28 protein-coding genes and 1 pseudogene are annotated in these 22778 nt (G+C 70.7%); 15 read left to right on the plus strand and 14 right to left on the minus strand.

The features are described from left to right. Window positions 1–52: 52 nt before the first annotated feature. The 3 genes from ABZS40_RS07075 to ABZS40_RS07085 all read right to left on the minus strand — a co-directional run bounded on the left by ABZS40_RS07075 (window position 53) and on the right by ABZS40_RS07085 (window position 1347). Entirely contained in the window at window positions 53–244 is a 192-nt protein-coding gene (locus tag ABZS40_RS07075) for a DUF397 domain-containing protein (protein WP_354942442.1), read from the minus strand. 118 nt (window positions 245–362) lie between these two features. Then, entirely contained in the window at window positions 363–554 is a 192-nt protein-coding gene (locus tag ABZS40_RS07080; protein WP_354942443.1) for a DUF397 domain-containing protein, read from the minus strand. After that, the gene (locus ABZS40_RS07085) at window positions 541–1347 is read right to left on the minus strand and encodes a helix-turn-helix transcriptional regulator (RefSeq protein ID WP_354942444.1); all 807 of its coding nucleotides are present in this window, start codon (window positions 1345–1347) and stop codon (window positions 541–543) included. Before ABZS40_RS07085 ends, ABZS40_RS07080 begins: the two co-directional genes overlap by 14 nt. Before the next feature lie 240 nt (window positions 1348–1587). On the opposite strand from ABZS40_RS07085, the gene ABZS40_RS07090 reads away from it, so the two are divergent. After that, a complete protein-coding gene (locus ABZS40_RS07090; protein ID WP_354942445.1) occupies window positions 1588–1881 on the plus strand; it encodes a hypothetical protein in 294 nt (97 codons plus the stop codon). Beyond that, complete coding sequence (locus ABZS40_RS07095) at window positions 1878–2144, plus strand: hypothetical protein (RefSeq protein WP_354942446.1); 267 nt, start codon at window positions 1878–1880, stop codon at window positions 2142–2144. Before ABZS40_RS07090 ends, ABZS40_RS07095 begins: the two co-directional genes overlap by 4 nt. Window positions 2145–2333: 189 nt before the next feature. Here ABZS40_RS07095 and ABZS40_RS07100 read toward each other — a convergent pair. The 6 genes and pseudogenes from ABZS40_RS07100 to ABZS40_RS07125 all read right to left on the minus strand — a co-directional run. Next, window positions 2334–2780, minus strand: a pseudogene (locus tag ABZS40_RS07100) (TIM-barrel domain-containing protein); the annotation flags it as partial. After that, on the minus strand, window positions 2719–3090 hold the full coding sequence (locus tag ABZS40_RS07105) for a hypothetical protein (RefSeq protein WP_354942447.1): 372 nt from the start codon (window positions 3088–3090) through the stop codon (window positions 2719–2721). The gene ABZS40_RS07105 and the pseudogene ABZS40_RS07100, both read right to left, overlap by 62 nt. A 47-nt stretch (window positions 3091–3137) precedes the next feature. Next, window positions 3138–3608: a hypothetical protein gene (locus ABZS40_RS07110; RefSeq protein WP_354942448.1), complete on the minus strand. Its 471-nt coding sequence runs from the start codon at window positions 3606–3608 to the stop codon at window positions 3138–3140. Between the two features lie 17 nt (window positions 3609–3625). Continuing rightward, window positions 3626–4132 (minus strand): hypothetical protein, encoded by a 507-nt coding sequence (locus tag ABZS40_RS07115; protein ID WP_354942449.1) that lies wholly within the window; start codon window positions 4130–4132, stop codon window positions 3626–3628. 72 nt (window positions 4133–4204) lie between these two features. Continuing rightward, on the minus strand, window positions 4205–5128 hold the full coding sequence (locus ABZS40_RS07120; RefSeq protein WP_354942450.1) for an expansin EXLX1 family cellulose-binding protein: 924 nt from the start codon (window positions 5126–5128) through the stop codon (window positions 4205–4207). A gap of 55 nt (window positions 5129–5183) precedes the next feature. Then, complete coding sequence (locus ABZS40_RS07125; RefSeq protein ID WP_354942451.1) at window positions 5184–5786, minus strand: TetR/AcrR family transcriptional regulator; 603 nt, start codon at window positions 5784–5786, stop codon at window positions 5184–5186. Between the two features lie 119 nt (window positions 5787–5905). Between ABZS40_RS07125 and ABZS40_RS07130 the strand changes: the two genes are divergently transcribed. The 3 genes from ABZS40_RS07130 (at window position 5906) to ABZS40_RS07140 (ending at window position 9068) form a co-directional block, all read left to right on the plus strand. Continuing rightward, entirely contained in the window at window positions 5906–6742 is an 837-nt protein-coding gene (locus ABZS40_RS07130; protein WP_354942452.1) for an SDR family oxidoreductase, read from the plus strand. 157 nt (window positions 6743–6899) lie between these two features. Then, the gene (locus tag ABZS40_RS07135; protein WP_354942453.1) at window positions 6900–8126 is read left to right on the plus strand and encodes an epoxide hydrolase family protein; all 1227 of its coding nucleotides are present in this window, start codon (window positions 6900–6902) and stop codon (window positions 8124–8126) included. After that, a complete protein-coding gene (locus tag ABZS40_RS07140; protein ID WP_354942454.1) occupies window positions 8127–9068 on the plus strand; it encodes a redoxin domain-containing protein in 942 nt (313 codons plus the stop codon). It begins immediately after the preceding gene. Between the two features lie 42 nt (window positions 9069–9110). Here ABZS40_RS07140 and ABZS40_RS07145 read toward each other — a convergent pair whose 3' ends face one another. Further along, complete coding sequence (locus ABZS40_RS07145; RefSeq protein WP_354942455.1) at window positions 9111–9986, minus strand: transglutaminase domain-containing protein; 876 nt, start codon at window positions 9984–9986, stop codon at window positions 9111–9113. A gap of 66 nt (window positions 9987–10052) precedes the next feature. On the opposite strand from ABZS40_RS07145, the gene ABZS40_RS07150 reads away from it, so the two are divergent. Then, window positions 10053–10652 carry a GNAT family N-acetyltransferase gene (locus tag ABZS40_RS07150; RefSeq protein WP_354942456.1) on the plus strand — a complete coding sequence of 200 codons (600 nt, stop codon included), beginning with the start codon at window positions 10053–10055 and terminating at the stop codon, window positions 10650–10652. Window positions 10653–10686: 34 nt separating this feature from the next. Then, complete coding sequence (locus ABZS40_RS07155; protein WP_354942457.1) at window positions 10687–11586, plus strand: hypothetical protein; 900 nt, start codon at window positions 10687–10689, stop codon at window positions 11584–11586. Between the two features lie 133 nt (window positions 11587–11719). On the opposite strand, the gene ABZS40_RS07160 is transcribed toward ABZS40_RS07155, so the two are convergent. Then, window positions 11720–12310, minus strand: coding sequence for a GrpB family protein (locus ABZS40_RS07160; RefSeq protein WP_354942458.1), 591 nt, complete (start codon window positions 12308–12310; stop codon window positions 11720–11722). A gap of 143 nt (window positions 12311–12453) precedes the next feature. Between ABZS40_RS07160 and ABZS40_RS07165 the strand changes: the two genes are divergently transcribed. From ABZS40_RS07165 to ABZS40_RS07180, 4 genes are read left to right on the plus strand one after another with little or no spacing between them, the layout of a single operon-like run. Then, window positions 12454–13326 carry an AraC family transcriptional regulator gene (locus ABZS40_RS07165; RefSeq protein ID WP_354942459.1) on the plus strand — a complete coding sequence of 291 codons (873 nt, stop codon included), beginning with the start codon at window positions 12454–12456 and terminating at the stop codon, window positions 13324–13326. 20 nt (window positions 13327–13346) lie between these two features. Further along, the gene (locus ABZS40_RS07170) at window positions 13347–13679 is read left to right on the plus strand and encodes a helix-turn-helix transcriptional regulator (RefSeq protein WP_354942460.1); all 333 of its coding nucleotides are present in this window, start codon (window positions 13347–13349) and stop codon (window positions 13677–13679) included. Beyond that, window positions 13673–14638: a hypothetical protein gene (locus ABZS40_RS07175; protein ID WP_354942461.1), complete on the plus strand. Its 966-nt coding sequence runs from the start codon at window positions 13673–13675 to the stop codon at window positions 14636–14638. The genes ABZS40_RS07170 and ABZS40_RS07175 overlap by 7 nt, the downstream gene beginning before the upstream one ends. A gap of 40 nt (window positions 14639–14678) precedes the next feature. Next, on the plus strand, window positions 14679–15644 hold the full coding sequence (locus ABZS40_RS07180) for a hypothetical protein (RefSeq protein WP_354942462.1): 966 nt from the start codon (window positions 14679–14681) through the stop codon (window positions 15642–15644). A gap of 9 nt (window positions 15645–15653) precedes the next feature. Here the strand turns inward: ABZS40_RS07180 and ABZS40_RS07185 are convergent, their stop codons facing one another. Beyond that, on the minus strand, window positions 15654–16151 hold the full coding sequence (locus tag ABZS40_RS07185; RefSeq protein WP_354942463.1) for an NUDIX domain-containing protein: 498 nt from the start codon (window positions 16149–16151) through the stop codon (window positions 15654–15656). A 175-nt stretch (window positions 16152–16326) separates the two neighbouring features. Between ABZS40_RS07185 and ABZS40_RS07190 the strand changes: the two genes are divergently transcribed. The 4 genes from ABZS40_RS07190 to npdG all read left to right on the plus strand — a co-directional run bounded on the left by ABZS40_RS07190 (window position 16327) and on the right by npdG (window position 19808). Next, window positions 16327–16530 carry a hypothetical protein gene (locus tag ABZS40_RS07190; protein ID WP_196919025.1) on the plus strand — a complete coding sequence of 68 codons (204 nt, stop codon included), beginning with the start codon at window positions 16327–16329 and terminating at the stop codon, window positions 16528–16530. Between the two features lie 83 nt (window positions 16531–16613). After that, window positions 16614–17450 carry a histone gene (locus ABZS40_RS07195; protein ID WP_354942464.1) on the plus strand — a complete coding sequence of 279 codons (837 nt, stop codon included), beginning with the start codon at window positions 16614–16616 and terminating at the stop codon, window positions 17448–17450. A gap of 80 nt (window positions 17451–17530) precedes the next feature. Then, window positions 17531–18961 carry an RNB domain-containing ribonuclease gene (locus tag ABZS40_RS07200; RefSeq protein ID WP_354942465.1) on the plus strand — a complete coding sequence of 477 codons (1431 nt, stop codon included), beginning with the start codon at window positions 17531–17533 and terminating at the stop codon, window positions 18959–18961. Window positions 18962–19109: 148 nt separating this feature from the next. Next, window positions 19110–19808, plus strand: a complete 699-nt coding sequence (gene npdG / locus ABZS40_RS07205) for an NADPH-dependent F420 reductase (RefSeq protein WP_354942466.1) — start codon at window positions 19110–19112, stop codon at window positions 19806–19808. A gap of 57 nt (window positions 19809–19865) precedes the next feature. Here npdG and panB read toward each other — a convergent pair whose 3' ends face one another. Then, window positions 19866–20711: a 3-methyl-2-oxobutanoate hydroxymethyltransferase gene (gene panB / locus ABZS40_RS07210; protein ID WP_354942467.1), complete on the minus strand. Its 846-nt coding sequence runs from the start codon at window positions 20709–20711 to the stop codon at window positions 19866–19868. Between the two features lie 209 nt (window positions 20712–20920). Beyond that, window positions 20921–22678 carry an NAD+ synthase gene (locus tag ABZS40_RS07215; RefSeq protein ID WP_354942468.1) on the minus strand — a complete coding sequence of 586 codons (1758 nt, stop codon included), beginning with the start codon at window positions 22676–22678 and terminating at the stop codon, window positions 20921–20923. Window positions 22679–22778: the final 100 nt, after the last annotated feature.

Raw genomic sequence — 22778 nt, forward strand, 5'->3', positions numbered from 1 at the left:
GACGGCTGGTTGCACGCGCCCCGCCCGGGGCGCTGTCGTACGTCGGCCTCGCTTACGGCCGCTCCGACACCTGTGCGATGAACGCGGCCCAGGCTGTCGGGGCGAAGGTCAGTGCCGGTCCGGTGGCGTCCTTCGAGTCGTGGACGGCCACAGCACCGGGCAGGTTGCTTGCCACCTCGACGCAGTTCCCGCCGCTCGCGCCGCTGCGGGTGGACTTGCGCCACCGGGCGTTACTGAGGTCCATGATGGCTCTCAACTTCCTTCAGTAGGTCGATGGACTGCAGGCGCCGGTAAAGCGTGTCTGGGACCCGGTCGATTGCGGCGCTTTGGTTCGGCGCGAAGCCTCGCGCGCCTGACTTTGGTCAGGGCCGCTCGACTACGTGAGTGACGAACGCCCGCCAAGCTGCAGGACCAAAGGTCAGGGCCGGGCCGGCTGAGTCCTTGCTGTCCCGGACGCCGACGACGCCGGGCAGGTTGTCAGCGACCTCGACGCAGTTGCCCCCCGACGAACCGCTGTGCCGGGACTTGCGCCAGGTGGCGTTAGTGAGGTCCATGATCGCTGTGCACTTCCTTCATCAGCTCGTTGGACTGTCGACGCGGGAGTGCCTCGTTCCTCACGTTCTCCCACCTCGCATGAAGAGTATGTAGCCCATCTTCGTTGTCGACCACGATCCCGCCCAGCTGATTTTCGAGGTGCCCGACCCAGGTCCCGTCGCCGGCCCGCGCCAGCGCGAACGGCCCGGACAGCCCGATGTGGAGGCCGGCACCGGCTGGAATCACGTGGACGTGAACGTGGGGCAGTTCGGCGACGGTGATGAGGTGGGCGACCTGCTCGGCCATTATGCCGGCGTATTCGTCGCCCGCACGGCGGAGCGTGGACTCGTCCAGCACGGCCACCACCTGTGGCGGGGTGTCGCCGGTCAGGATCTTGTGTCGGCTCATGCGGGCGCTCACCTGCTGGTCGACCTCGGTGGCCGACATGAGGTCGTTCAAGCGCATTACGACGCGGGCGTAGTTCTCGGTCTGAAGTAAGCCCGGGATCAGTAGTGGCTCGAAGAGACGAAGCTGTCGCGCGCCACGCTCGGCGTCCAGCCACGGCAGGAACCACGACGGTGCGCCGAGTTTCACCACGAGGCGTCCGAACAACCCGTCGTTGTTGAAGGCGCGGTCAGTTCCCCGGATGAAGTCCATCGTCAGCGCTCGGGTGCCGCTCTCCACGGCGCTGACGTGCGAAGCGCTGAAGCCCGCTGCCCGGCCGAACGACTCTTGCGTCATCCCGGACGCTCCACGAGCACGGCGGATCTCGCTCACGATGAAGTCCGCGAGGGGACTTGGCACGTCAGCCATACAACTCTCCTCAAATCGGAGATCGACTACCCGAGGTGCCACATGACTGGAGCTTGTTTCGCCAGCTTCGGCCCGACCGCCTGGAACACCTTCCGAGCGTAGTGGTCTCCACAGCAGAGTGTCACCAAGCGGCGCGGCTGGCAGGCCCACGAGATCCGGCGGTCGCGTTCGTAGCGGGGCCGCTCCGACGGGCGAGCACTCACAAGAGCGGCCCCTTCCCAACGGCACAAAGGGGAGACCGTGCCCGACGACAATCCCGAAAGGCCCCTGAAGGCCGGCGACGTGGTCCACCTGACCACTACGGCGAGCGTGCAGTTTCTGCGCCCGATCTTCGTACGCGTCATCCGCGAGCTGCCCGAGCGGCACACGTATCACGGGTGGGTCTGGATCGAGGGTTACCAGCTGAACGCGGCGGGCGACGCGGTGGCGCGGCGCGAGTTGTATGTGATGCGCGCGGGCGTGCGGTTGCAAGCCCTGCCCGTCACACCGACCGGGCCGGCCAAACGCCGCCGACGTCCGGTGCGGGTCGGATGACCGCCCGCCCTCGCCCGCACCTGCCGATGCGCCCGGCGTGGCTGTGCCGCAACTGCGCCGCGCCCTGGCCGTGCGGCCCGGCTCAGCTCGCACTCGTGACCGAGTTCTACGGCCACTCGATCGCGCTGGCCTTCTACCTGGCCGCGTCGATGCAGGAGGCCATCGACGACGTGTACGGCCTCGGGCTGCGCCCGGACCCGCCCGCGATGCACGCCAGGTTCCTCGGCTGGTTGTCGCTGGTCCGCCGGCCCCACCGACGCTGAGCCCAGCCAAGCAACGAACCGGCCGGGTGGGTCGCCCCACCCGGCTGGCGTCCGGATCCCTGGAACGTCAGTGCTTCTTGAACACCGGCTTGGTGTCCAGCGTGGTGGTGATGTTCTGCGTGGTGCCGCCCCGGTACGTCTTCCGGTGAAGATGTCGGTCCAGCTGTTGCCCGGCGGGAACCACACCGACGTGGTGGCGGTGTTGCCGGGCGTCGTCACCGGTGCCGCCAGGTAGTCCGTGCCGTACAGGTACTGCGAACCGGCGGTGCCGTACGCGGCCTGCTCATTCGGGTACGCCAGGTACATCGACCGGACGATTGGCGTACCCGTGCGGGTCGCCTCCTTGGCGGCGGCGTAGGTGTACGGCTGCAGCTTCTTCCGCAGGTTCAGGAACTTCTTGGCCGACGCGTTGGCCGCCGGGCCGTACTGCCAGGGCAATCGGTCGCTGTGGTTGGAGTGCAGCCGGTCGATCGGCTGGAACGTGCCGAAATGCCCCCACCGGGCGTAGAGGTCGTCGGGCAGCTTGGTGCTGACCGGTTCGCTGCCCTTCTCTCTTTCCCGCGCGACCACCAGCTCAGACGTACGGGGTCCAGGGCTCGGGCTGTTCGGCGTCCCAGCCCAGCTTGTCGAGTGCACGCAGGACCGCGACCGCGCGGGGCGTCCAGAAGAGCAGGACCTGGTCGCGCTCCTCGACCTCGAAGGCGACGGCGGTCGCCGGCAGCGGGATCCGCCGGTGAAACGGATGGTGCGCCACCGCGGCGACGAAGAAGTGTTCCAGAGCGTCCGATCCGGCACGCGACGTGAAGGTCACCGTGCTGTCGTCGGCGTGCAGCTTCACCGTCGGCCAGGCCATTCGTCGGACGGCCCTGAGTGTGTCGCCTCGGGTGAAGTCGAGGCGGTCAACGTAGGTGAGCCCGCCACGCGCATCGAAGGATTCCGAAATCACCGTCGGATGGTACGGCGGGCACGAGGGCTGAGGCGCGGCGGTGGCAGCTACCAGATGTGCGCGCGTTCGTCGATGAATCGAGGCGGCTCGCCGAGGATGGTGTCGGCTGGGACTGCGCCGTGCGCCAGGTTGAGGGTGTCCAAGCGGTAGAAGGTGGCTCCGCCGTTCATCCCGGCGAAACGGTAGTTGATGTGCCAGCGCAGCCATTCGCCGCGGGCGAGTCTCACCGCGGGCGGCCGGCGGTGACGGCGCGGCGCGCCCCAGGCTGACGCGAGCAGTTCAACCTGGAGTTGACCAGTTACCAGTTGGAGACGCACGTCGCTCCGGTACGGCGGGCGCGTCAGTTCCTCGCGAGGCTCGAATCCCACGGCCTCCGACATCTTGATCTCTTGAACGAATGGCACCGCCCGTTCCGGTAGGACGAACGACACCGGCACGGCGTTACGCCGCGTTGCCTCGGCTCCGCCGCGCGACCGCTTCGTCCACGTCGTGCGAACCCACTGCACCACAGCATCCATGCGGCGATGCTCGGCCGCTACAGGTCCTGACGCAACCGGGATTCGCCCTGCCAGCGCTTCACCACGACGGGCTCCCCACCCGGGGCGGGCCACACCTGCACCCGCAGCCGCTCCATCGTATGCGGGGCCTCGTCGGAGTCGAGCCCCGAGCGCTCCGCCTCGGCAAGGTTGCTGCTCGCGGCCCGGACACGAAGGGGCCCTACCGGCACCTGGACCCTCGCCGCATCCGGCTCGTAGTCGGTGCAACCCATGACCACGAGGCGGCCCGACCGAATCTGCATGCTGCCCTCGACCACGTGGTCGTAGTCGGTGTGGTCATCGGCGGGTGGGGCGTCCAACACGTCGACTCGCACGGCGACAGTGACGTTCACCGACGTGCCGATGGCTATCGCGTCGTCGACCACGGCCAGGCGGTCGACAACCGCCTGATCGGTCCACGCCTCGCTCAGGTCGCCCGTCGACCCTTCGTCGCTCAGGTGGATCTGGTGGTAGTCCGCGAACAGCTCCAAGTCCAACGAGTCCACGCCACGCTCCTCTGTTGATCCGCCTGCCGTCGGTTGCCGCCGCCGCTGCCGCTCACCGCCGCTGCGGCTCGGTCAGCAGCGGGGGCGGTCGAGTGGCACGGCGGCCCCCGCGAGCGCTTCGACAGTCGCCGTCGGTGCGGCCGATTCCGTCGGCTTCGGTGAGGGCGCGATGGTGGGGCTCGGCGGGGCCGAGGGTGAGCTGCTGGGCGTGGGGGAGGCGCTGGCGAGGACGGCCGTGCTGCGTTGCACCTGCTTGGTGACCAGGCGAATGCCGGTGGCGGTCGCCTGGCGTCCGTACACGTCGGTGACCCTGATGCTGTACGGCCCGGGCCCGATCCCGCCCTCGATGGTCCAGTGGTTGTCGCTCTGCCGGGCGGCCTTGCGGAAGCCGCCGCCCGGTCCCTTCGCCTCGACCGAGCGGAGCGGGTTGCCGTGGTTGGCAACCTGCGTCGCGAACCAGTATTTCGAGGCGCCGCCCTTCATCCGGAAGGTGAGCCCTCCGTCGAGCGGCGGGTTCACCACCGCCCGGTACGTCACGGACGCGATGCCCTGCGACCGGTCCGCGATCCTGGTGAACGCCTCGGTGGACAGGTCGATCTTGCTGGGTCCGCAGCCGCCGCACTGGTCCATCACCATGACCCGGACCGTGCCCTTCGGACCGGTCACCTCCAGGTAACTGCCGCAGGCCGCCGATCCGGAGTATTGGGACGTGCCGACAGCCACGTAGAGCTGGTCCGCCGGAGGACCCGGGAAGGAGCAGTTGCCTCCCGAGCGGCCCGCGTCGTAGAAGCTGGCAGTTCCCTTGTGGACCGCGTTGCCCGTCGGCGGCGCGGCGCAGGCGGGGGTGGCGCCGCCGCGGACGGCGAGGGTGATCCCGAGTACGGCGGCCAGGGCGGTGACCCCGGCGCCGGCCAACCAGTGCCGGACCCGCCGACTCGACCGGGGCGTGCTGGCCGGGGTGTCGTTGTCGGGGGCCGTGCCTGGTGCTGCCGTCACGGCGCCTGATGTTGCCGCACGGTGCTGTGGCAGCGCAAAGCCGTCCCACCGATCGTCACTCGCCGGATCGGCGGGGGCGCAGTCCGTTGAGGGCGGTGGCGACGACGAGGTCGGCGTACTCGGCGGTGAGCGGCCCGCTGCGGTGCAGCCAGCGGTTGAGAACCGGCCCCCAGATCATGTCCACCGCCACGCCGAGGTCGACGTCGTCGGCGATCTGGCCCGCCCGCTGGGCGCTGCGCAGGCGCTGCCGTTTGGCCTCCTTCAGCGGCCCGTCCAACCGTTCGGCGTACGCAGCGGCCAGCTCGGGGTCGAGCGCGATCTCGGTGGACAGCGCCCGCATCGGTTGCTCGTACCGGGGGTCGTTCATCTCCTCGACCGTCGCGTGCAGCACCACTGTCAGGTCCGCCGCCAGGTCGCCGGTGTCCGGCAGCGTCGGCGGCCCACCCTCGGTGGCCTCGCTGAGCATGAGGAAGGCGTCGAAGATGACAGCGCCCTTCGACGGCCACCAGCGGTAGATGGTCTGTTTGCCGACGCCGGCCCGCGCGGCGATGCCCTCGATGCTGAGCTTCGCGTACCCCGTTTCCTGGAGCAGGTCGAAGGCCGCGGTGAGGATGGCGCGCCGGGAGGTCTCTCTCCGGCGGGCCGTGTTGGGCGTCATGAGCGAGACGATACCAGCGCACGAGACGAACCGTCTCGTCTTGACGGCGCCGATGTCGCAGCCTTAGTCTCAGCCCATCGCGAGACGGACCGTCTCGTCTTCAAACGCTGGGAGAACACATGCGTACCTGGTTCATCACCGGTGCCAGCCGCGGCCTGGGCCGCGCCTTCGCCGACGCCGCACTCGACCGGGGTGACCGGGTGGTCGCCGCCGCCCGGACCATCGCCACTGCCGGCTTCGACGAGAAGTACGCCGATCGGCTGCTGGCCCTGACCCTCGACGTGACTGACCGCGCGGCGGTCAACGCCGCCGTAGAAACCGCGGTCGCGCACTTCGGCGGGCTCGACATCGTCGTCAACAACGCCGGCACCCTGTCCATGGGCATGATCGAAGAGTTCACCGAGGCCGAGGCGCGCGCCCAGTTCGAGGTCAACCTCTTCGGCGCGCTCTGGGTCAGTCAGGCAGTGCTGCCGCACCTGCGCGCCCAACGGTCCGGCCACATCGTGCAGGTCTCCAGCATCGCCGCGCTCGGCGGCTTCCCGAGCACCGGCCTGTACAGCGCGAGCAAGTTCGCCCTGGAGGGCATGAGCGAGGCCCTGGCGATGGAGGCGGCGGCCTTCGACATCAAGCTCAGCATCGTGCAGCCGGGCGGATACTGGACTGACCTGTACACCAGCGTGCGTGCCACCACCCCGATGGACGCCTACGCCCCACTGCGCGCTGAGCTGGAGCGGCAGTGGGCGGAGGGGTCGATCGACAGCGAACCCCGGCTGGCCGCCGAGGCGCTGCTGCAACTGGTCGACAGCGACGAGCCGCCGCTGCGGCTCCTGCTCGGCAGCATGGTCTACGACCTGGCGTTCGACATCGCCCGCCGACGGATGGACACCTGGGAGGGCTGGGAGCAGGTCAGCCGCGCCGCCGAACACGCCGTCGCGGCCCCCGAAGCTGACACATGAGAGGGCTGCTCGTATCGCCACGAGCAACCTGTGCGGCGTTCTAGGCTCCGAGATATGGCGGCGGCGTGCCCAATCTCGTTGGCACATAAGTCCGGGCAGCCTTTCACCCCATGATTTCTCCTCGCGAGGCGCAAACCGAGACGGAGAGGAAACACGCATGGCTGTCAAAACCAAGACTCGTCCGGGCACCACGGAGATTCGGCCGTTCTCGGTCGACATTCCTCAGGCCGACCTTGACGACCTGAAGAGGCGCATCAAGGCCACCCGCTGGCCGGACAAGGAAACGGTGAACGACCAGTCGCAGGGCGTGCCACTCGCGACCATTCAGGCCGTCGCCCGTTACTGGGAGAAGGAGTACGACTGGCGCAAGGCCGAGGCGCGGCTGAACGCCGTACCGCAGTTCATGACCGCCATCGACGGGGTGGACGTCCACTTCATCCATGTGCGCTCGAAGCACGAGGACGCGCTGCCGCTCATCGTCACCCACGGGTGGCCCGGGTCGATCATCGAGCAGATGAAGATCATCGAGCCGCTCACCGACCCGACGGCGCACGGCGGGAGCGCGTCGGACGCCTTCCACCTGGTGATCCCGTCGCTGCCCGGCCACGGCTTCTCCGGCAAGCCGACCGAGTCAGGGTGGAACCCACAGAAGATCGCCACCGCCTGGACGGAGCTGATGAAGCGGCTCGGCTACGACCGGTTCGTCGCGCAGGGCGGCGACTGGGGCGCGGTCGTCGTCGACCAGATGGGCCTCCAGGCGCCTCCGGAACTGCTCGGCATCCACACCAACATGCCCGGTGCGGTCCCACCCGAGATCGACCTGCTTTTCCAGGGCGACACCACCGGCGCCAACAACGCCATGGGCTCGCTGCCATCCGGGCTCTCCGACGACGAGATGCGTGCCGCCGAGGAAGTCAACTTCGTGTGGAAACACGTCGCCTACGCCCTCATGATGGCGACACGTCCGCAGACGCTGACCGGGCTGGCGGACTCTCCGGTCGGCCTGGCGTCCTTCCTGCTCGACCACGACGCGAAGAGTCTGGCCCTGATCTCGCAGGTCTTCGACGGAGCCAAGGCGGGCCTCACCCGCGACGACATCCTGGACAACATCTCGCTCTACTGGTTGACGAACACAGCGGTTTCCGCGTCGCGTCTGTACGCGGAGAACAAGCTGTCGTTCTTCGCCGCCAAGGGCGTGAAGGTCCCGGTCGCGGTGAGCGTCTTCCCCGACGAGCTGTTTGAGGCGCCGCAGAGTTGGGCCGAGCAGGCGTACTCCAACCTCATCTACTTCAACAAGCTCGACGTGGGCGGGCACTTCGCGGCGTGGGAACAGCCGAAGATCTTCTCCGAAGAGCTTCGCACCGCCTTCCGGTCGCTGCGCTAGGTGGCCGTGCACCTGCCCTCGCTGAACGGGGCGGCCGAGTGGCTCAACTCCGAGCCACTCGGCCCCGCCGACCTGGGTGGGCGCGTCGTCCTCGTCAACTTCTGGACGCTGACCTGCATCAACTGGTTGCGCCAGGAGCCGTACGTGCGTGCCTGGTCGCAGGCCTACCGCGATGACGGCCTGGTCGTCATCGGGGTGCACACCCCGGAGTTCGGATTCGAGCACAAGGTCGACTGGGTGCGGCGGGCGGTGGCGGCCCGATCGATCGACTACCCGGTGGCGGTCGACAACGACTACGCGATCTGGCGCGCCTTTGCCAACAACTACTGGCCGGCGCTCTACTTCGTTGACACCGACGGCGTCATCCGCGACGACCACTTCGGCGAGGGACGCTACGAGCAGTCCGAGCGGGTGCTCCAGCAACTGCTCGGCATCGAGCGGGAACCCGTACCCGTCAAGGGGCTCGGCCCGGAGGCGGAGGCCGACTGGAACAACCTGCGGACGCCCGAGTCGTACCTCGGTTTCAGTCGCGGCGAACACTTCGCGTCGCCCAACGGCCCCGCGCTCGACGAACGCCGCGCCTACCAGGTGCCGGAGAGCCTCGGCCTCAACCAGTGGGCGCTGGCGGGGGAGTGGACGATCGGGTCGGAGAACGTCGTGCTGGACGGGGCCGGCGGCGGCATCGCCTTCCGGTTCCACGCCCGCGACGCGCATCTCGTGCTGGCCCCCGGAACGGGAGCGCCGATCCCGTTCCGCGTATCGCTCGACGGAGACGCCCCCGGCCCGTCACACGGGGTCGACGTCGACGCCGACGGCAACGGCGTACTCCAGGACGGGCGGCTCTACCAGCTCGTCCGCCAGGACGGCGCGGTCCGGGAGCGGACTCTGGAGATCACGTTCGGCCAGCCCGGCGCCGAGGCGTACGCCTTTACCTTCGGGTAGGGCGTGTGTCGGATCCGGGGACTTCGACACACGCCCGGCCGCTCAGCGGCGCAGTTCGACGATGCTGACGGTGCCGGAGACTGGCGAGATGCTGTGCACCTGCGGGCCGGGGCGGAGTCGGGCGTCGCTGGCGTACCGGTCGGCGAGGGCCTTCTCCGCGGTCTCGTCGCCGTCGTCGGCGGCGAGCAACAACGCGGCGATCTCGTCCACGAGCGTGAGGTCGGCGGTGGCGATGTCCTCGGTCATCGCGCCGAAGCCGTCCCAGAGCAGCAGCTCGTCCTTCTGCCGGTGGGCCAGCTCGATCAGGACGTAGTCGTGGATGAACCAGTCGCCGCGGATCGGCAGCTCCGGGCTGACGCCGTAGCGCTCGGGGTCGATCGTCCCGGCCCGGTACGCCGACCACACCCGCGCCGCCGAGTCGAAGAGCCCTGCCTTCGGGTCGATGTCGTAGCCGTCGAACCCCCAGTCGCCGGCTGGGTCGAGCTCCGGGTCGGCCCAGACCCACCGGTCGCCGTTCCAGTACTCCACCAGCACATGGTCGTGGTGCCAGTCGGGCGCGAAGTACGAGGCGAAACCGACCCGGCTGCGACTGGGGATGCCGTGCTGACGCAGCACCGCGACCGAGAGCAGCGTGTGGTCCCGACAGCAGCCTGCCACGCGGTCGACGGCCGGACGCTCCGCCGCGAGGGGCAGCGGAAAGCGGGACTGGTCAGTGTCGAGGATGCGGTCCACCCAGCGGCAGTTCACCTCGTCGAGCCGGTCGTCGGGCAACTCGACGCCCCCGGCCCGGTAGTGGACGATCACGTTGCGGGCGGTCGCCGCCACGGTGGGGATGTCGGCCGCCACGGCATCGAGGAGCCCGCCGTGCCGACCCGGGTCGCTGTACGGGGAGTGTTTCCGGTAGTCATCGAGGTCCATGGGACCCAGTCTCCGGTCTGCCACCGGGTCAGGGTCAAGGTGAATGTCCGGATAGTGTCGACTGCTGTGACGGCGCCTGAGATCACCATCGCCACGCCCGCCGACCGCGCGACAGTTGTCGACACGCTTGTCGCCGCGTTCGTCAAGGATCCGATCCTGCGGTCCCTGTTTCCCGACGAGGAAACCTATCCGCGGTACGCAGCCGCCTTCTTCGGGCACCTCTTCGACAGGCGGGTGCACCGGAAGTCGATCTGGACGATCGGCGGGGGCGCGTCGGTCGCCCTCTGGGATCCGCCGACCGGGCAACCGGCTGCCGGCACGGCCGCCGTGCCGGCCGCTGCGCACGGGGTGCCGGAGGTCTCTCCTTACCCGCCCGACGTGCTGGCCCGCGTGCAGGGTTACGACGACGTCGTGCACGACGCCCTGCCGGCGTTCCCGTTCTGGTACCTCGGTGTTCTGGGCACCCACCCCGACAGCGCCGGGCGCGGTTGGGGCCGTGCCGTCATGCGGGCCGGCCTGGATCGTGCCGCCGCCGACGGCCTGCCGGCGATTCTGGAGACCAGCAACCCGGGCAACGTCGAGCTGTACCGCCGGGCCGGCTGGGAGGTGATGAGCTTCCTGCCGGAGCCCGTGCCCACCTGGCTCATGCAGCAGCCGCCGCGCTGAACACGCTGATTGCGCGCCTCCTACGATCGGCGGCGTGCACACCACCCCCTCCAGCCCCATCGACGTGCCGCAGGTCTTTCCGGAGGTTGCGCCGTTGGCGCGGACGACCGTCCGGTTGCATCCCCGCCCGGGTTTGCCAACAGCGGAGCAGAGTTCGGTAGGCGGCCCGCTGCTGTGGCCGGCCGACGAAGCGTGGCCGATGTGCGACGGGCCGGAGCCGGGCGACCACTACAGCGACTCTCCGGGTGAGCCGGCGGCACCGCTGGTGCCGGTGGCGCAGTTGCTGGCCGCGGACGTGCCCGAAGTGCCGTTCCCGGCGGGCACGGACATGCTGCAGGTCCTGTGGTGCCCATTCGACCATGATCCGTGGACGACACCTCGCCCTGCACTGCGATGGCGTCGCCGCGCCGACATCGGCGCCCGGCTTCAGGAAATGCCCGTACCGGATGTGGAGTCAGATCCAGCGCACGTCCCCAACCCCTGCGTGCTCGACCCGGAGCGGGTCACCGAGTACCCGGGCTGGGACCTCCCGGAGGCCGTGTGGCCGCAGATCGAGGGCACGATGAGGCAGGTCGCGCAGGAGACCGGTTGGGAGTACGAAACCGATTTGGCGGTCGCCTCGGGGATCAAGGTCGGCGGTTACCCCGGCTGGACCCAGTCCCCGGACTGGCCGGTCTGCGGGTGCGGCTCGCTCATGGACCATCTGCTGACGGTCGCCAGCTGGGAGTTCAGCCGCGGTGACGAAAAGCGGTGGATTCCGGTAGAGGATCGTCCGGCGATGGTCGGTTGGGGATGGGACACCGACGCCGACCACCCGTGGCGGACGATCCAGAACCCGAGCGGCCTCATGCTGGGCGACGTCGGCGGGATCTACCTGTTCGTCTGCACCGCCTGCCCCACCAGGCCGTTCGACTACCGCTTCGACTGTTCCTGACGGGCCGTCCGGTCCGGTTGCCGACTGGCAGACCTGCAGCCCGGCCCGCCGCCAGATCTTGGACAGTTTCCGTTAGCTGGTAACGGAAACTGTCCAAGATCTACGCGTTGCCGTGGCCGTCGGCGTGAGGTCATCAGGCGGCGAAGATGCGCGCGTAGATCTCGTCGATGACGTCGTTCTTCGCGAGGCTGTAGTCGCGGGGCCGGTGCGCGGTGTCCCGCGCGAGGCGGCGCTTGGCCGCGGCGTACCGCTCCCGGTCGTGCGGGTGCGCGCGCAGCCAGTCGCGGAAGAGCCGGTGCCGGACCGGCTCCGGCGCACCCAGCGGCCAGACGTGCAGGTTGACGTCCTCGGCGGGGCTGAGAAGCATTCGGTGCCCGTGCCACCAGGGCTCCCGAAGGACCAGCCGGTACCCGAGCCGTTCCAGGGCGGGGAGATAGGGGGCCTCCTCGGCGGTGTTCTCAATGACGAGGTCGACGTCGATGACGGGCTTTGCGGCGAGCCCCGGCACCGCCGTCGACCCGACATGTTCCAGGCTGATGATCAGATCACCCAGGGCCTCGGTGAGCGACGACCGGACGGCGACGAACTGCTGCGCCCAGGACCTGTCGTACTCCTCGACGACGACGGACTCCCACGTCCCTGGCGGCTCGCCCACCAGGCCGGCGTCGACCTGTTCGGGCGTGGCGTGAAAGCGCTGCACGACGTCCTGCGGAAACTCGGCCACGTCAACCTCCTCGGGAAGCAAAGTCCGCCAGGCTACGACACGACGATCGGTGCGGCAGCACCCGACCGATGCGGGCATCGGATGTCGGGTGGGCGACCTACCTCGCGACCTAGCGTCAGTGCTCGAAAGGGAAGGAGGCCCGGGTGCTGGATCGGCTCAACGAGGCCATGGCGTACATCGAGCGTCACCTCGACCAGAAGATCGAGGTGGCCGAGCTGGCGCGGATCGCGCTGACGTCGGAGTACCACTTCCGGCGGCTGTTCTCCGCACTGGCCGGGATGCCGCTGTCGGAGTACATCCGTCGGCGTCGGCTCACCGTCGCCGGTGCGGACGTGCTGGCGGGGGAGCGGACGTTGCTCGACGTCGCGATGCACCACGGCTACGGCTCGGCGGAGGCGTTCGCCCGGGCGTTCCTCGCCGTGCACGGCGTGGGCCCCGGAGAAGCCCGGCGTACGGGGGCAGCGTTGCGCGCCCAGCCCCGGATGTCCTTCCGACTCACAGTCGAAGGGAGCGGCAGCATGGAGTACCGGATCGTCGACAAGGACGCGTTCGCGCTGGTGGGGCGCAAGGCCCGGGTCCCGCTGGTGCACGAGGGGATGAACCCGGCGATCGTCGCGTTCATCCGGAGCATCGACAAGGAGACGACCGAGCGGATCGAGGCGCTCTCCGATCAGGAGCCGAAGGGGATCGTCAACGTCAGCGACAACCTCGCCGACAGCCGGCAGGAGGGCACCGAGCTGGACTACTGGCACGGGGTGGTGACCAGCGTCGCGCCGCCGGAGGACCTGGACGCGCTGCCGGTGCGGGCCGGGTCGTGGGCGGTGTTCACCACCTCCGGCGCGTTTCCGCAGGCGGTGCAGTACCTGTGGCGTGACGTGTTCACCCAGTGGTTTCCGTCCAATCCGTACCGCAGCCGAGGGGGACCGGAGATCTCCCGGGTCCGGGTGTCGGCGGACGGCACCCAGGCGGACGCCGAGCTGTGGATTCCCGTCGAACGGGTACCCACCCCTATGTAGAGTTCCGATACAGTGGCCGGATGCGGATGACGATTCCGGTCGCGAAGGTGCTCGCGGCGCTGCTCGCCGAGCCCGACGAGCAGCGCTACGGGCTCGACCTGATGCGGTTGACAGGCCTGCCCAGCGGCACCCTCTACCCGGTGCTGCACCGGTTGCAGGGGGCCGGCTGGTTGGCCGCCGACTGGGAGGCGATCGATCCCGTCGCGGCCGGGCGGCCGGCCCGCCGCTACTACCGACTGACCGCCGTCGGGGTGGCGCAGGCCCGCCAGGCGCTCGCCGACCTGCGAGCCGCGATCCCCGACGGCCGTCGCTCGTGGGGCGGCACCGAGCCCACCGGGGCGCCCGCGTGGTGACCCGCCGGGCCACCGAGCTGCTGTTGGAGTTGGCCGCGCGCCGCTGGCCGACCGAGGTTCGCGACGACCTGCGCCGTGAGTGGGCCGCCGAGCTGCACGTGCTGGCCGAGAGCGGTCACCGGACGAGGATGCTGGGCTTCGCAGTGAGCCTGGCCGTCAGCCGCACCGGCGCCCCGATCGTCGACCGCCGCCTGATGCGCGGTCGGGTCGGCCGCACCGCCGCCGCGTTGCTGTTGTCCCCGTTCGCCTGCGTCGGGATTGTGCTCGGCGGCGCTTTCGCCCTCAACCCGATCGAGCACGTATGGGCCGAGAGATTGTCGGAGTGGGCGCAGAAGCCGATCTGGATGGCGCTCACCGTCGGGCTGGCGGTCCCGCTGGCGGTGTTCGCCGCGCGCTGGGGCCGGCACACCGCACTCGACGGCCCGCTGCGCATCGCGCTCGGCGTGGTGCTTCCGGTCGGTGCGGCCGTCATCCTGCTCACGTGGTTCATCGACGCTGAGGGCCTGGCCGGCGCCGTACCCGGTCTCCTGCTCTGGTTGGCCGGCCTGACCCTCGCGCTCTGGGCCGCGGCGAGCCTCGCCTCCCGGGGTCGCCTCCGCGCCGCCTGGTGGGTGGGCGTCCTCGGCGCACTCGTCGCCGCGGACCTTGCGGTGATCCTCGTCGTCGTCGACACGTACCCGGCCGGATTCGGCGCTGGGCCGACGATCGACGCACGGGAGCGCGTCGACCCGATCTCCGCGCCGCTGTGGCTCTTCGCCTGCTGGACGGACTGGAACTTCGGCCTGCCCCGGCCGATCGACTGGGAGATCTTCCTGATCACCAACCGGGTGGCGGTGGAGCCGATGTTCTACCTGGCCTGCATGCCGTACGCGCTCGCATACACCATCCGGGCAGCCCGGTCGGCCCCCGTCGCGCCTGTCACTCTGGCGCAGACGCGCAGCGCTACGGGCTGGACCTGATGCGGATGCCCAGCGGCACCGAGCCCACCGGAGCGCGGGCATGGTGACCCGCCGGATCGCCGATCTTGCGCTGCGGTTGGCCGCGCGTCGCTGGCCGGCCGACGTCCGCGACGACCTGCGCCGCGAGTGGGCAGCCGAGCTGCACGTGCTCGCTGAGAGCGGTCACCGGACGAAGGTAGTCAGCTTCGCCGTGAGTCTGGCCGTCAGCCGGGCCGGCGCCCCGCTCGTCGACCGCAGTCTGCTGCATCGGCGGGCCCGCCGTACCGCCGTCGCCCTGCTGCTGTCCCCAATCGCCTGCATCGCGATCCTGGTCGCTAGCGCGGTGGCCATGAATCTCGTCTACAACTCGCTGAGCATGTGGGTGAGCTGGTCGACGCGTATGCAACTGCCGCTCTGGTCGACGCTCACGGCTGGGTTCGCGGTGCTCCTGGCGGTGTTCGCGGCGCGTTGGGCGCGGCACAACGCGCTCGACGGCCCGTTGCGCATCGCGCTCGGCCTGGTGCTCCCCGTCGGCGTAGCCGTCACCCTGGTCCTGTACCTCACCGACGCCGACAGCCTGGCCCGCGCCGTACCCGGAGTGTTGTTCTGGTTGGCCAGCCTGACGCTGGTCCTCTGGGCCGCGGCGAGCCTCTCCGCCCGAGACCGCGTCCGCGCGGCCTGGTGGGTGGGCGTCCTCGGCGCGCTCGTCGCCGCTGACCTCGCCGTGATCCTCCTCGTGGTCGACACCATTCCCGGTGGCACCGGCGGCCTCTCCGTCGACGGGATGCCGGCCGACACAGTCGACCGGATCTCCGCGCCGCTGTGGCTGCTCGTCTGCTGGACCGACTGGAACTTCGGCCTGCCCCGGCCCACCCCGTGGGAGATGTTCCTCATCAACGATCAGGTGCTTGTGGAACCCATGCTCTACCTGGCGTGCACGCCCTACACGCTGGCCTACGCCATCCGGGCGGCCCGCCCGGAGCCGACCGCACCTGTCGTCCTCGCGGGGACGCCGTCGCCGGTCTGACAGTGCAGCTCAGTCGGGCACGTCGTCCCACGTCGTACCCGGCTCCAGGTAACCGGCCAGCTGGTTCTCGCGCAGCGCGTACGCGATGACCAGCAGGGCGTGCTTGTCCAGCTCGGGCAGCCGGTCCAGCGGGAACCACCGCACGGCCAGCGACTCGTCGTCGTTGACCCGGGCGGTGCCGGCCACCAGCCGGCACAGGAACCCCAGGTTCAGGTATTCGCAGCGGTCGCCATTCGGGTACGTGTGCGGGTGCGACACGGCGCTGGACATTCGCACCGGGGCGACGTCCAGGCCCGTCTCCTCGCGCACCTCGCGGACCAGTGCGGTGGCCGGCTGCTCGCCCGGCTCGACGAAACCACTGATGACCGACCAGCGCCCATCGTCGGAGCGCTGGCCGAGCAGCAGCTCACCGGCGTCGTTGCGGACCACCGCGCTGACGCTCGGCAGCCAGAGCAGGTCGTGGCCGACGTGCTTGCGCAACCCCACGATGTAGTCCGGTGTCGTCATTCGGCAATCATAGATGTGCCCTGCAGCGAGGCTCACCTGCGCATCTTCTGGAGTTCCAGTCCCACGCGTTTCGCCATTTCGGCCCGACGAACGCAATGCATATCTACTGTGGAGATCGTCGGCGACTTGTGCGATCCGGTGGCGGCCGGCCGGTTCGCGGTGCACAGTGATTCCCATGAGCGACAGCGAACGTGGTGGGCAGTTCTACTGGTGCACCCGGCATCACCGGGTCGAGACGGACGCCAACGTGTGTCCGGCGAAGCACGTTCTCGGCCCGTACGACTCGGCGGCCGACGCGGAGAACGCCCTGCAACGAGTGCAGGAGCGCAACGAGGCGTGGGATGCCGAGGACGCTCGTTGGGCCGGGGAGGACAGATAGGCGGCGCGGGACGGCTCGCGCCGAGGTATTTCGTGCTCCGCGAGGACGCACGCGAGAGCACGTCCCCCGAGGAGGGAACCACGATGGCCGAAGCACAGCAGGCCACCAAGCGCCCGGCCGCCCGACGCACCACCGCGAAGAAGACCGCCGCGGCGGAGCGGAACACGGCGGCGAGCCGGACCACCCCCGTGCGCAAGTCCACCGCGGCTGCCGCGAAGGCACCGGCCCGCAAGGCCGCCGGCGGGGCGGGCCGCGCCCCGGCCCGGAAGACCACCACGGCAGCCACGAAGGCCCCCGCGAAGAAGGCCACGACCAAGACCACCGCCGCGGCCAAGAAGGCCCCCGCGAAGGCCTCGACCACCACCCGCAAGACGACCACCGCCGCCAAGCGGGCGCCGGCGTCGACCGCGCGCAAGACCACCACCACAACCGCGAAGAAGACCACCGGTACGACGAAGAAGACGGTGAGCGCGGCGAAGAAGACCACCGCGTCGGCGGCGAAGAAGACCACCACCGCGGCGAAGGCCCCGGCGCGCAAGACCACCACCGCCGCCAAGGCCTCGGCGCGCAAGACCACCACCGCGGCGAAGGCCCCGGCGCGGAAGGTGGCGACCAAGGCGTCCGCCGCCAAGAAGACAGCGACAAAGAAGACGGCCGCGGCGAAGAAGACCGCGTCGACCCGCCCCAGCGGCGGCGCGCGCAAGGCTCCGGCCAAGAAGGCCCCGGCCGCGAAGGTGACGGGTACCTCGTCGACCACCGCCCGCAAGGCGGCGGCGAAGAAGGCCCCGGCGAAGAAGACCGTCGCGGCCAAGGCGCCGGCCCGCAAGGTGACCGCCCGCACGTCTCCGGCCCGCCCGGTCGCCGCCCGAGCCACCGCCCCCAGGGGGGCCCGCAGCGCCGCCCGCAAGGCGACCGGCTGAGCGCGGACCACCCCCTCGCCGGTCGGATTTCCGGCCGGTCACCGGAAGCGGATCACCCGTGGCGCTGTCAGGATTGACCCGTGGTCATCCGACGCGTACTCGCGCCCCGCATCGACTTCGGCGCGTTGCGCCGCGAGCTCGGCCTGCCCGAGGAGTTTCCGGCCGACGCCCAGCGTGAAGCCGACGAGGCGGCTGCGGCACCGCCGCAGCCGCCCGTCGACAGCACCGACATACCGTTCGTCACTGTCGACCCCGCCAGCTCGCGGGACCTGGACCAGGCGATGCACCTCAGCCGCCGCCCGGGTGGGGGCTACCGGGTGCGGTACGCGATCGCCGACGTCGCCGCGCACGTCAGCCCCGGTGGGGCGTTGGAGGCGGAGACGTGGCGGCGGGGGCAGACCATCTACCTGCCCGACGGGAACGTGCCGCTGCACCCGCACAGCCTCAGCGAGGGTGCCGCCAGCCTGCTGCCCGACGACGACCGGGCCGCTGTGGTCTGGACCATCGACCTGGACGCCGACGGCGCCACCGTGGCCGTCGAGCTGGAACGCGCCCTGGTCCGCAGCCGCGCCAAGCTCGACTACACCGGGGTGCAGGCCGCAGCCGAGGCCGGGCGGCTACCCGACCCGATCGCGCTGCTGCCGGAGATCGGCGACCGGCTGACCGCGCGTGGGTTGCGGCGCGGCGCCATCAACCTTCCGCTGCCCGAGCAGGATCTGGAGCCCGACGGTGAGGGCTGGCGGCTGGTGCTGCGCGCGCCGGCGCCGATGGAAGAGCACAACGCGCAGATCTCCCTGCTGACCGGAATGGCCGCCGCCGACATCATGCTGGCCGGCCGGGTGGGCCTGCTGCGGACGATGCCGGCGCCCAAGCCGGAGGCGGTGCAGCGACTGCGGGCCGCCGCCGCGCCGCTGGGCGTGCACTGGCCGGACGACGTGGGCCCCGGGCAGGTCATCGCCGGTCTGGACGCCGCCCAGCCGCGCGCCGCCGCGTTCATCGACCAGGCCGCCGAGCTGATGCGCGGTGCCGCGTACACCGCCTTCGACGGGGAGCTGCCGGAGCAGCCGGAACATGGTGGCGTGGCGGCCGCGTACGCCCACGTGACGGCGCCGTTGCGGCGGCTGGCCGACCGGTACGCCACCGAGGTCTGCCTGGCCCTGCACGCGGGCCAGCCGGTGCCCGACTGGGCCCGCGCCGCGTTGCCCCGGTTGCCCGAGGTGATGGCGAGCACCGACCGGGTCGCCTCGGCGGCCGCTCGTGGCGCCGTCGAGTTGGCCGAGGCGGCGGTCCTGGAGCACCGGGTGGGCGAGACCTTCGACGCGGCAGTCCTCGACGTCGACGCACCGCCCAACGGCAAGTCCCGACCCCGGCCGCCCGGTGGCACCGTCGCGCTGGACGCCCCACCCGTACGCGCCCGCTGCCTCGGTCAACTGCCGCTCGGCGAACGGGTCCGGGTCCGCCTGGTCACCGCCGACCCGGCGGCCCGTACCGTCCTGTTCGAGCTGGCCTGACCGGGCCGCCGGCCCTGGCCCTGTTCTCGCCCGTGGGCGCGGTCGCCCGCCTTGGCTCGGTCCTCGCAGGCGCTGTCGCTCACCGCAGCGGGGATTCTCACAGCGCTCGGCGCTGCTGACGGACCGAGCGGTTTGCGAGGATGAGGCCATGGCATACGACGCGAGCACGCTGCCCGACGTGTCCGGGCTGACGGTCGGCATCATCGGCGGCACCGGCGACCAGGGGCGGGGCCTCGCCTACCGGTTCGCGCGGGCCGGCCAGACGGTGCTGATCGGATCCCGGTCGGCTGAGCGGGCCGCCGAGTCCGCGGCCGAGATCGCCGCCCTGCCCGGGGTGCCGGCCGGCGGCAGCGTCACCGGCGCGGCCAACGACGACGTGGCCCGACGCAGCGACGTGGTGATCATCGCGGTGCCGTGGGACGGGCACGCCGCCACCGTCGCCGCCCTCGCCGAGCCGCTCGCCGGCCGGATCGTCGTCGACTGCGTCAACCCGCTCGGCTTCGACAAGCAGGGCCCGTACGCGCTGACCGTCGCCGAGGGCAGCGCCGTGCAGCAGGCCGCCGCGCTGCTGCCCGACTCCCGGGTCTGCGCCGCGTTCAACCACGTCAGCGCTCCACTGCTGGCCGACCCCGAGGTCGACCGGATCGACCTGGACGTGCTGATCTGCACCGAGGACCGCGAGCTGGTCGACATCGTCGGCGCGCTCGCCGCCCGGATTCCCGGCATGCGGGGCATCTACGCCGGCCGGTTGCGCAACGCCCACCAGATCGAGGCGTTCACCGCCAACCTGATCGCCATCAACAAGCGCTACAAGGCGCACGCGGGCATCCGCGTCACCGACCTCTGACCGGGCCGCCGGCATCGGGGTGTCCCCGGCGTGGGGGCACCCCGACCCTCGTCACTGCTAGAAGGTGTGTTCGGCGGCGGGGAATTCGCCGTCGCGGACCTCGTCGGCAAAACGGCGGGTGGCGTCGGTGAGAGCGCCGGCCAGATCCGCGTAGCGCTTGACGAAACGTGGCGCCTTGCCGGTCCGCAGGCCGGCCATGTCCTGCCAGACCAGCACCTGCGCGTCGGTGTCCGGGCCCGCGCCGATGCCCACCGTGGGAATCGGCAGCTCGTGGGTGATCCGCTTGGCCACCTCGCCGGGCACCATCTCCAACACCACGGCGAACGCGCCCGACTCCGCCACCGCCCGCGCGTCGGCCAGCACCTCGTCGGCGGTGTCGCCGCGACCCTGCACGCGGTAGCCGCCCAGGGTGTGCTCGCTCTGCGGGGTGAAGCCGATGTGCGCCATCACCGGAATGCCGGCGCCGACGATCGCGGCGATCTGCGCCGCGTTACGGCGGCCACCCTCCAACTTCACCGCGTGACAGCCACCCTCCTTCATGAACCGGACGGCGGTGCGCAGCGCCTGGGCCGGGCCCTCCTCGTACGAGCCGAACGGCAGGTCACCGACGATCAGCGCCTGCCGGGTCGCCCGCACCACGGCCCGGACCAGCGGAAGCAGCTCGTCGGCGGTGATCGGCAGGGTGGTCTCGTAGCCGAACACGTTGTTCGCGGCCGAGTCGCCGACCAGCAGCACCGGCACACCGGCCTGGTCGAAGATCGACGCCGTGTACTGGTCGTACGAGGTGAGCATCGGCCAGCGCTCGCCGCGCTCCTTGGCGGCCATCAGGTCGCGGGTGCGGACCCGTCGGGTGGCCGGGCCGCCGTACAACGCGGTCACCTCGTGCGGAGTGGACTCCACCATCTCTGTCTCCCTTCCTCGAGGCCGCCTGCGCGGTCCCCGGGTTCCGTCGCGATCGTCGCACCGCGAGACGGGCTGACGGCAGGGCCCAGTGCAAGATGTCACTCCACCAGCGCGGAGCCGCCCACGCGGCCACCGGAGGACCGCGCCGCGAGGGCACCGCGCGGCGGCGCCGGGCCGTGTCACCGACCCGGCACCCCCAGGGGTACGGCTCAGCCGTGCTCGCGCCACCGACTGGTGATCGGCAGACGGCGGTCCCGGCCGAACGCCTTCATGGAGATCTTCGTGCCCGGCGCCGACTGCCGTCGCTTGTACTCGGCGGTATCCACCAGCCGCAGCACCTTGTCCACGATCGCCGGGTCGTGACCCGACTCGACCAGCCCGTCGCGGCCGAGGTCGCCGTCGACGTAGCCGATCAGGATCGGGTCCAGGACGTCGTAGTCGGGCAGGCTGTCGCTGTCGAGCTGGCCCGGGCTCAGCTCGGCGCTCGGCGGCTTGCCGATCGAGTTCTCCGGGATCGGGGCGGTCTCACCGCGCCGCGCCGCGTCCCTGTTGCGCCACTTCGCGAGCCGCCAGATCAGCGTCTTCCAGACGTCCTTGACCGGGTTGAAACCGCCCACCGAGTCGCCGTACAGGGTGGAGTAGCCGACCGCCAGCTCACTCTTGTTGCCGGTGGTCAGCACCAGGTGGCCCTCCTGGTTCGACAGCGCCATCAGGATCACGCCACGGACCCGGGCCTGCAGGTTCTCCACGGCAACGCCGGACAGCGACAGGTTGGCCAGGAAGCCGTCGACCATCGGCTGGATCGGCTCGACGCGATAGTCCAGGCCGGTGCGCTTGGCCAGGTCGGCGGCGTCCTCCCGGGAGTGCTCCGAGGAGTGCTGGCTGGGCAGCGACACCCCGACCACCCGGTCCGGCCCGAGCGCGTCGACCGCGAGCGCGGCCACCACCGCCGAGTCGATACCGCCGGACAGACCGAGCACCACCGACGGGAACCGGTTCTTGTTGACGTAGTCGCGCAGACCCAGCACCAGCGCCTGCCACACCTCGGCCTCGTCGGCCACCGGCTCGATCAGACCACCGGTGGCGGCCGGGCCGGACGGTCCGGGCGGAACGCCGTCCAGCGTGCTGTGCACGATCCGCATCCCGTCGGCCAGCGTCTCGGTGGTCGGCGGGGTGGCGGCGGCCGGCAACTCGATGTCGTGCACGAGCAGGTGCTCGACGAACTGCGGGGCCCGGGTCAGCAGCTCACCGTCGGCGCTCACGATCATTGAGTCGCCCTCGAAGACCAGCTCGTCCTGGCCGCCGGTCATGTTGACGTACGCGATGGCGGCACCCGCCTCGGCGGCCCGGCGGCGGACCAGCGGCAGCCGGATGTCGTCCTTGTTCAGCTCGTACGGCGAGCCGTTGATGTTGACGGCCAGGCCGACGCCCGCCCTGCGGGCGGCGGCGAACGGACCGCCGGCCTGCCACAGGTCCTCGCAGATCGTCAGCGCGACGTCCACGCCGCCGATCCGCACCACCGTCAGCGCGTCACCGGAGACGAAGTACCGGTCCTCGTCGAAGACCCCGTAGTTGGGCAGGTGGTGCTTGAAGTAGCGGGCGGCCACGACGCCCCGGTGCAGCAGCGCGGCGGCGTTGCGGGCACCCCGGCCCGGCTCGGCGTCCCCGCTGACCTGAGGTGGGCCGTCGGCGTCCAGGTAGCCGACCACGACCGGCAACTCGCCGAGACCGTCGGCGGCCAGGTCGGCGGCCAGCCGCTCCACGGCGGCCCGGGACGCGGCGACGAAGGAGCGCCGGAAGACGAGGTCCTCGACCGGGTAGCCGGTCAGCATCATCTCCGGGAAGAGCACCAGCTGGGCACCGGCATCGGCGGCCTGGCGAGTCCAACTGCGGACCAGGTCGGCGTTACCGGCGAGGTCGCCGACGCTCGGGTTGACCTGGGACAGGGCGAGACGCAGGGTGGGCATGCCTTCATCTTGCCTCAGCCCCCGCGCGACAATCCGTACCCTCGGGCGAGATTGCCGCCACCTGCCGCGACGGGCGCCCGCGAGGCCCGGCGGCGTGAGC

The sequence above is a fragment of the Micromonospora sp. NPDC005324 genome, from assembly GCF_040607155.1.
In the GTDB taxonomy this organism is placed as follows: Bacteria; Actinomycetota; Actinomycetes; order Mycobacteriales; family Micromonosporaceae; genus Micromonospora; species Micromonospora trifolii.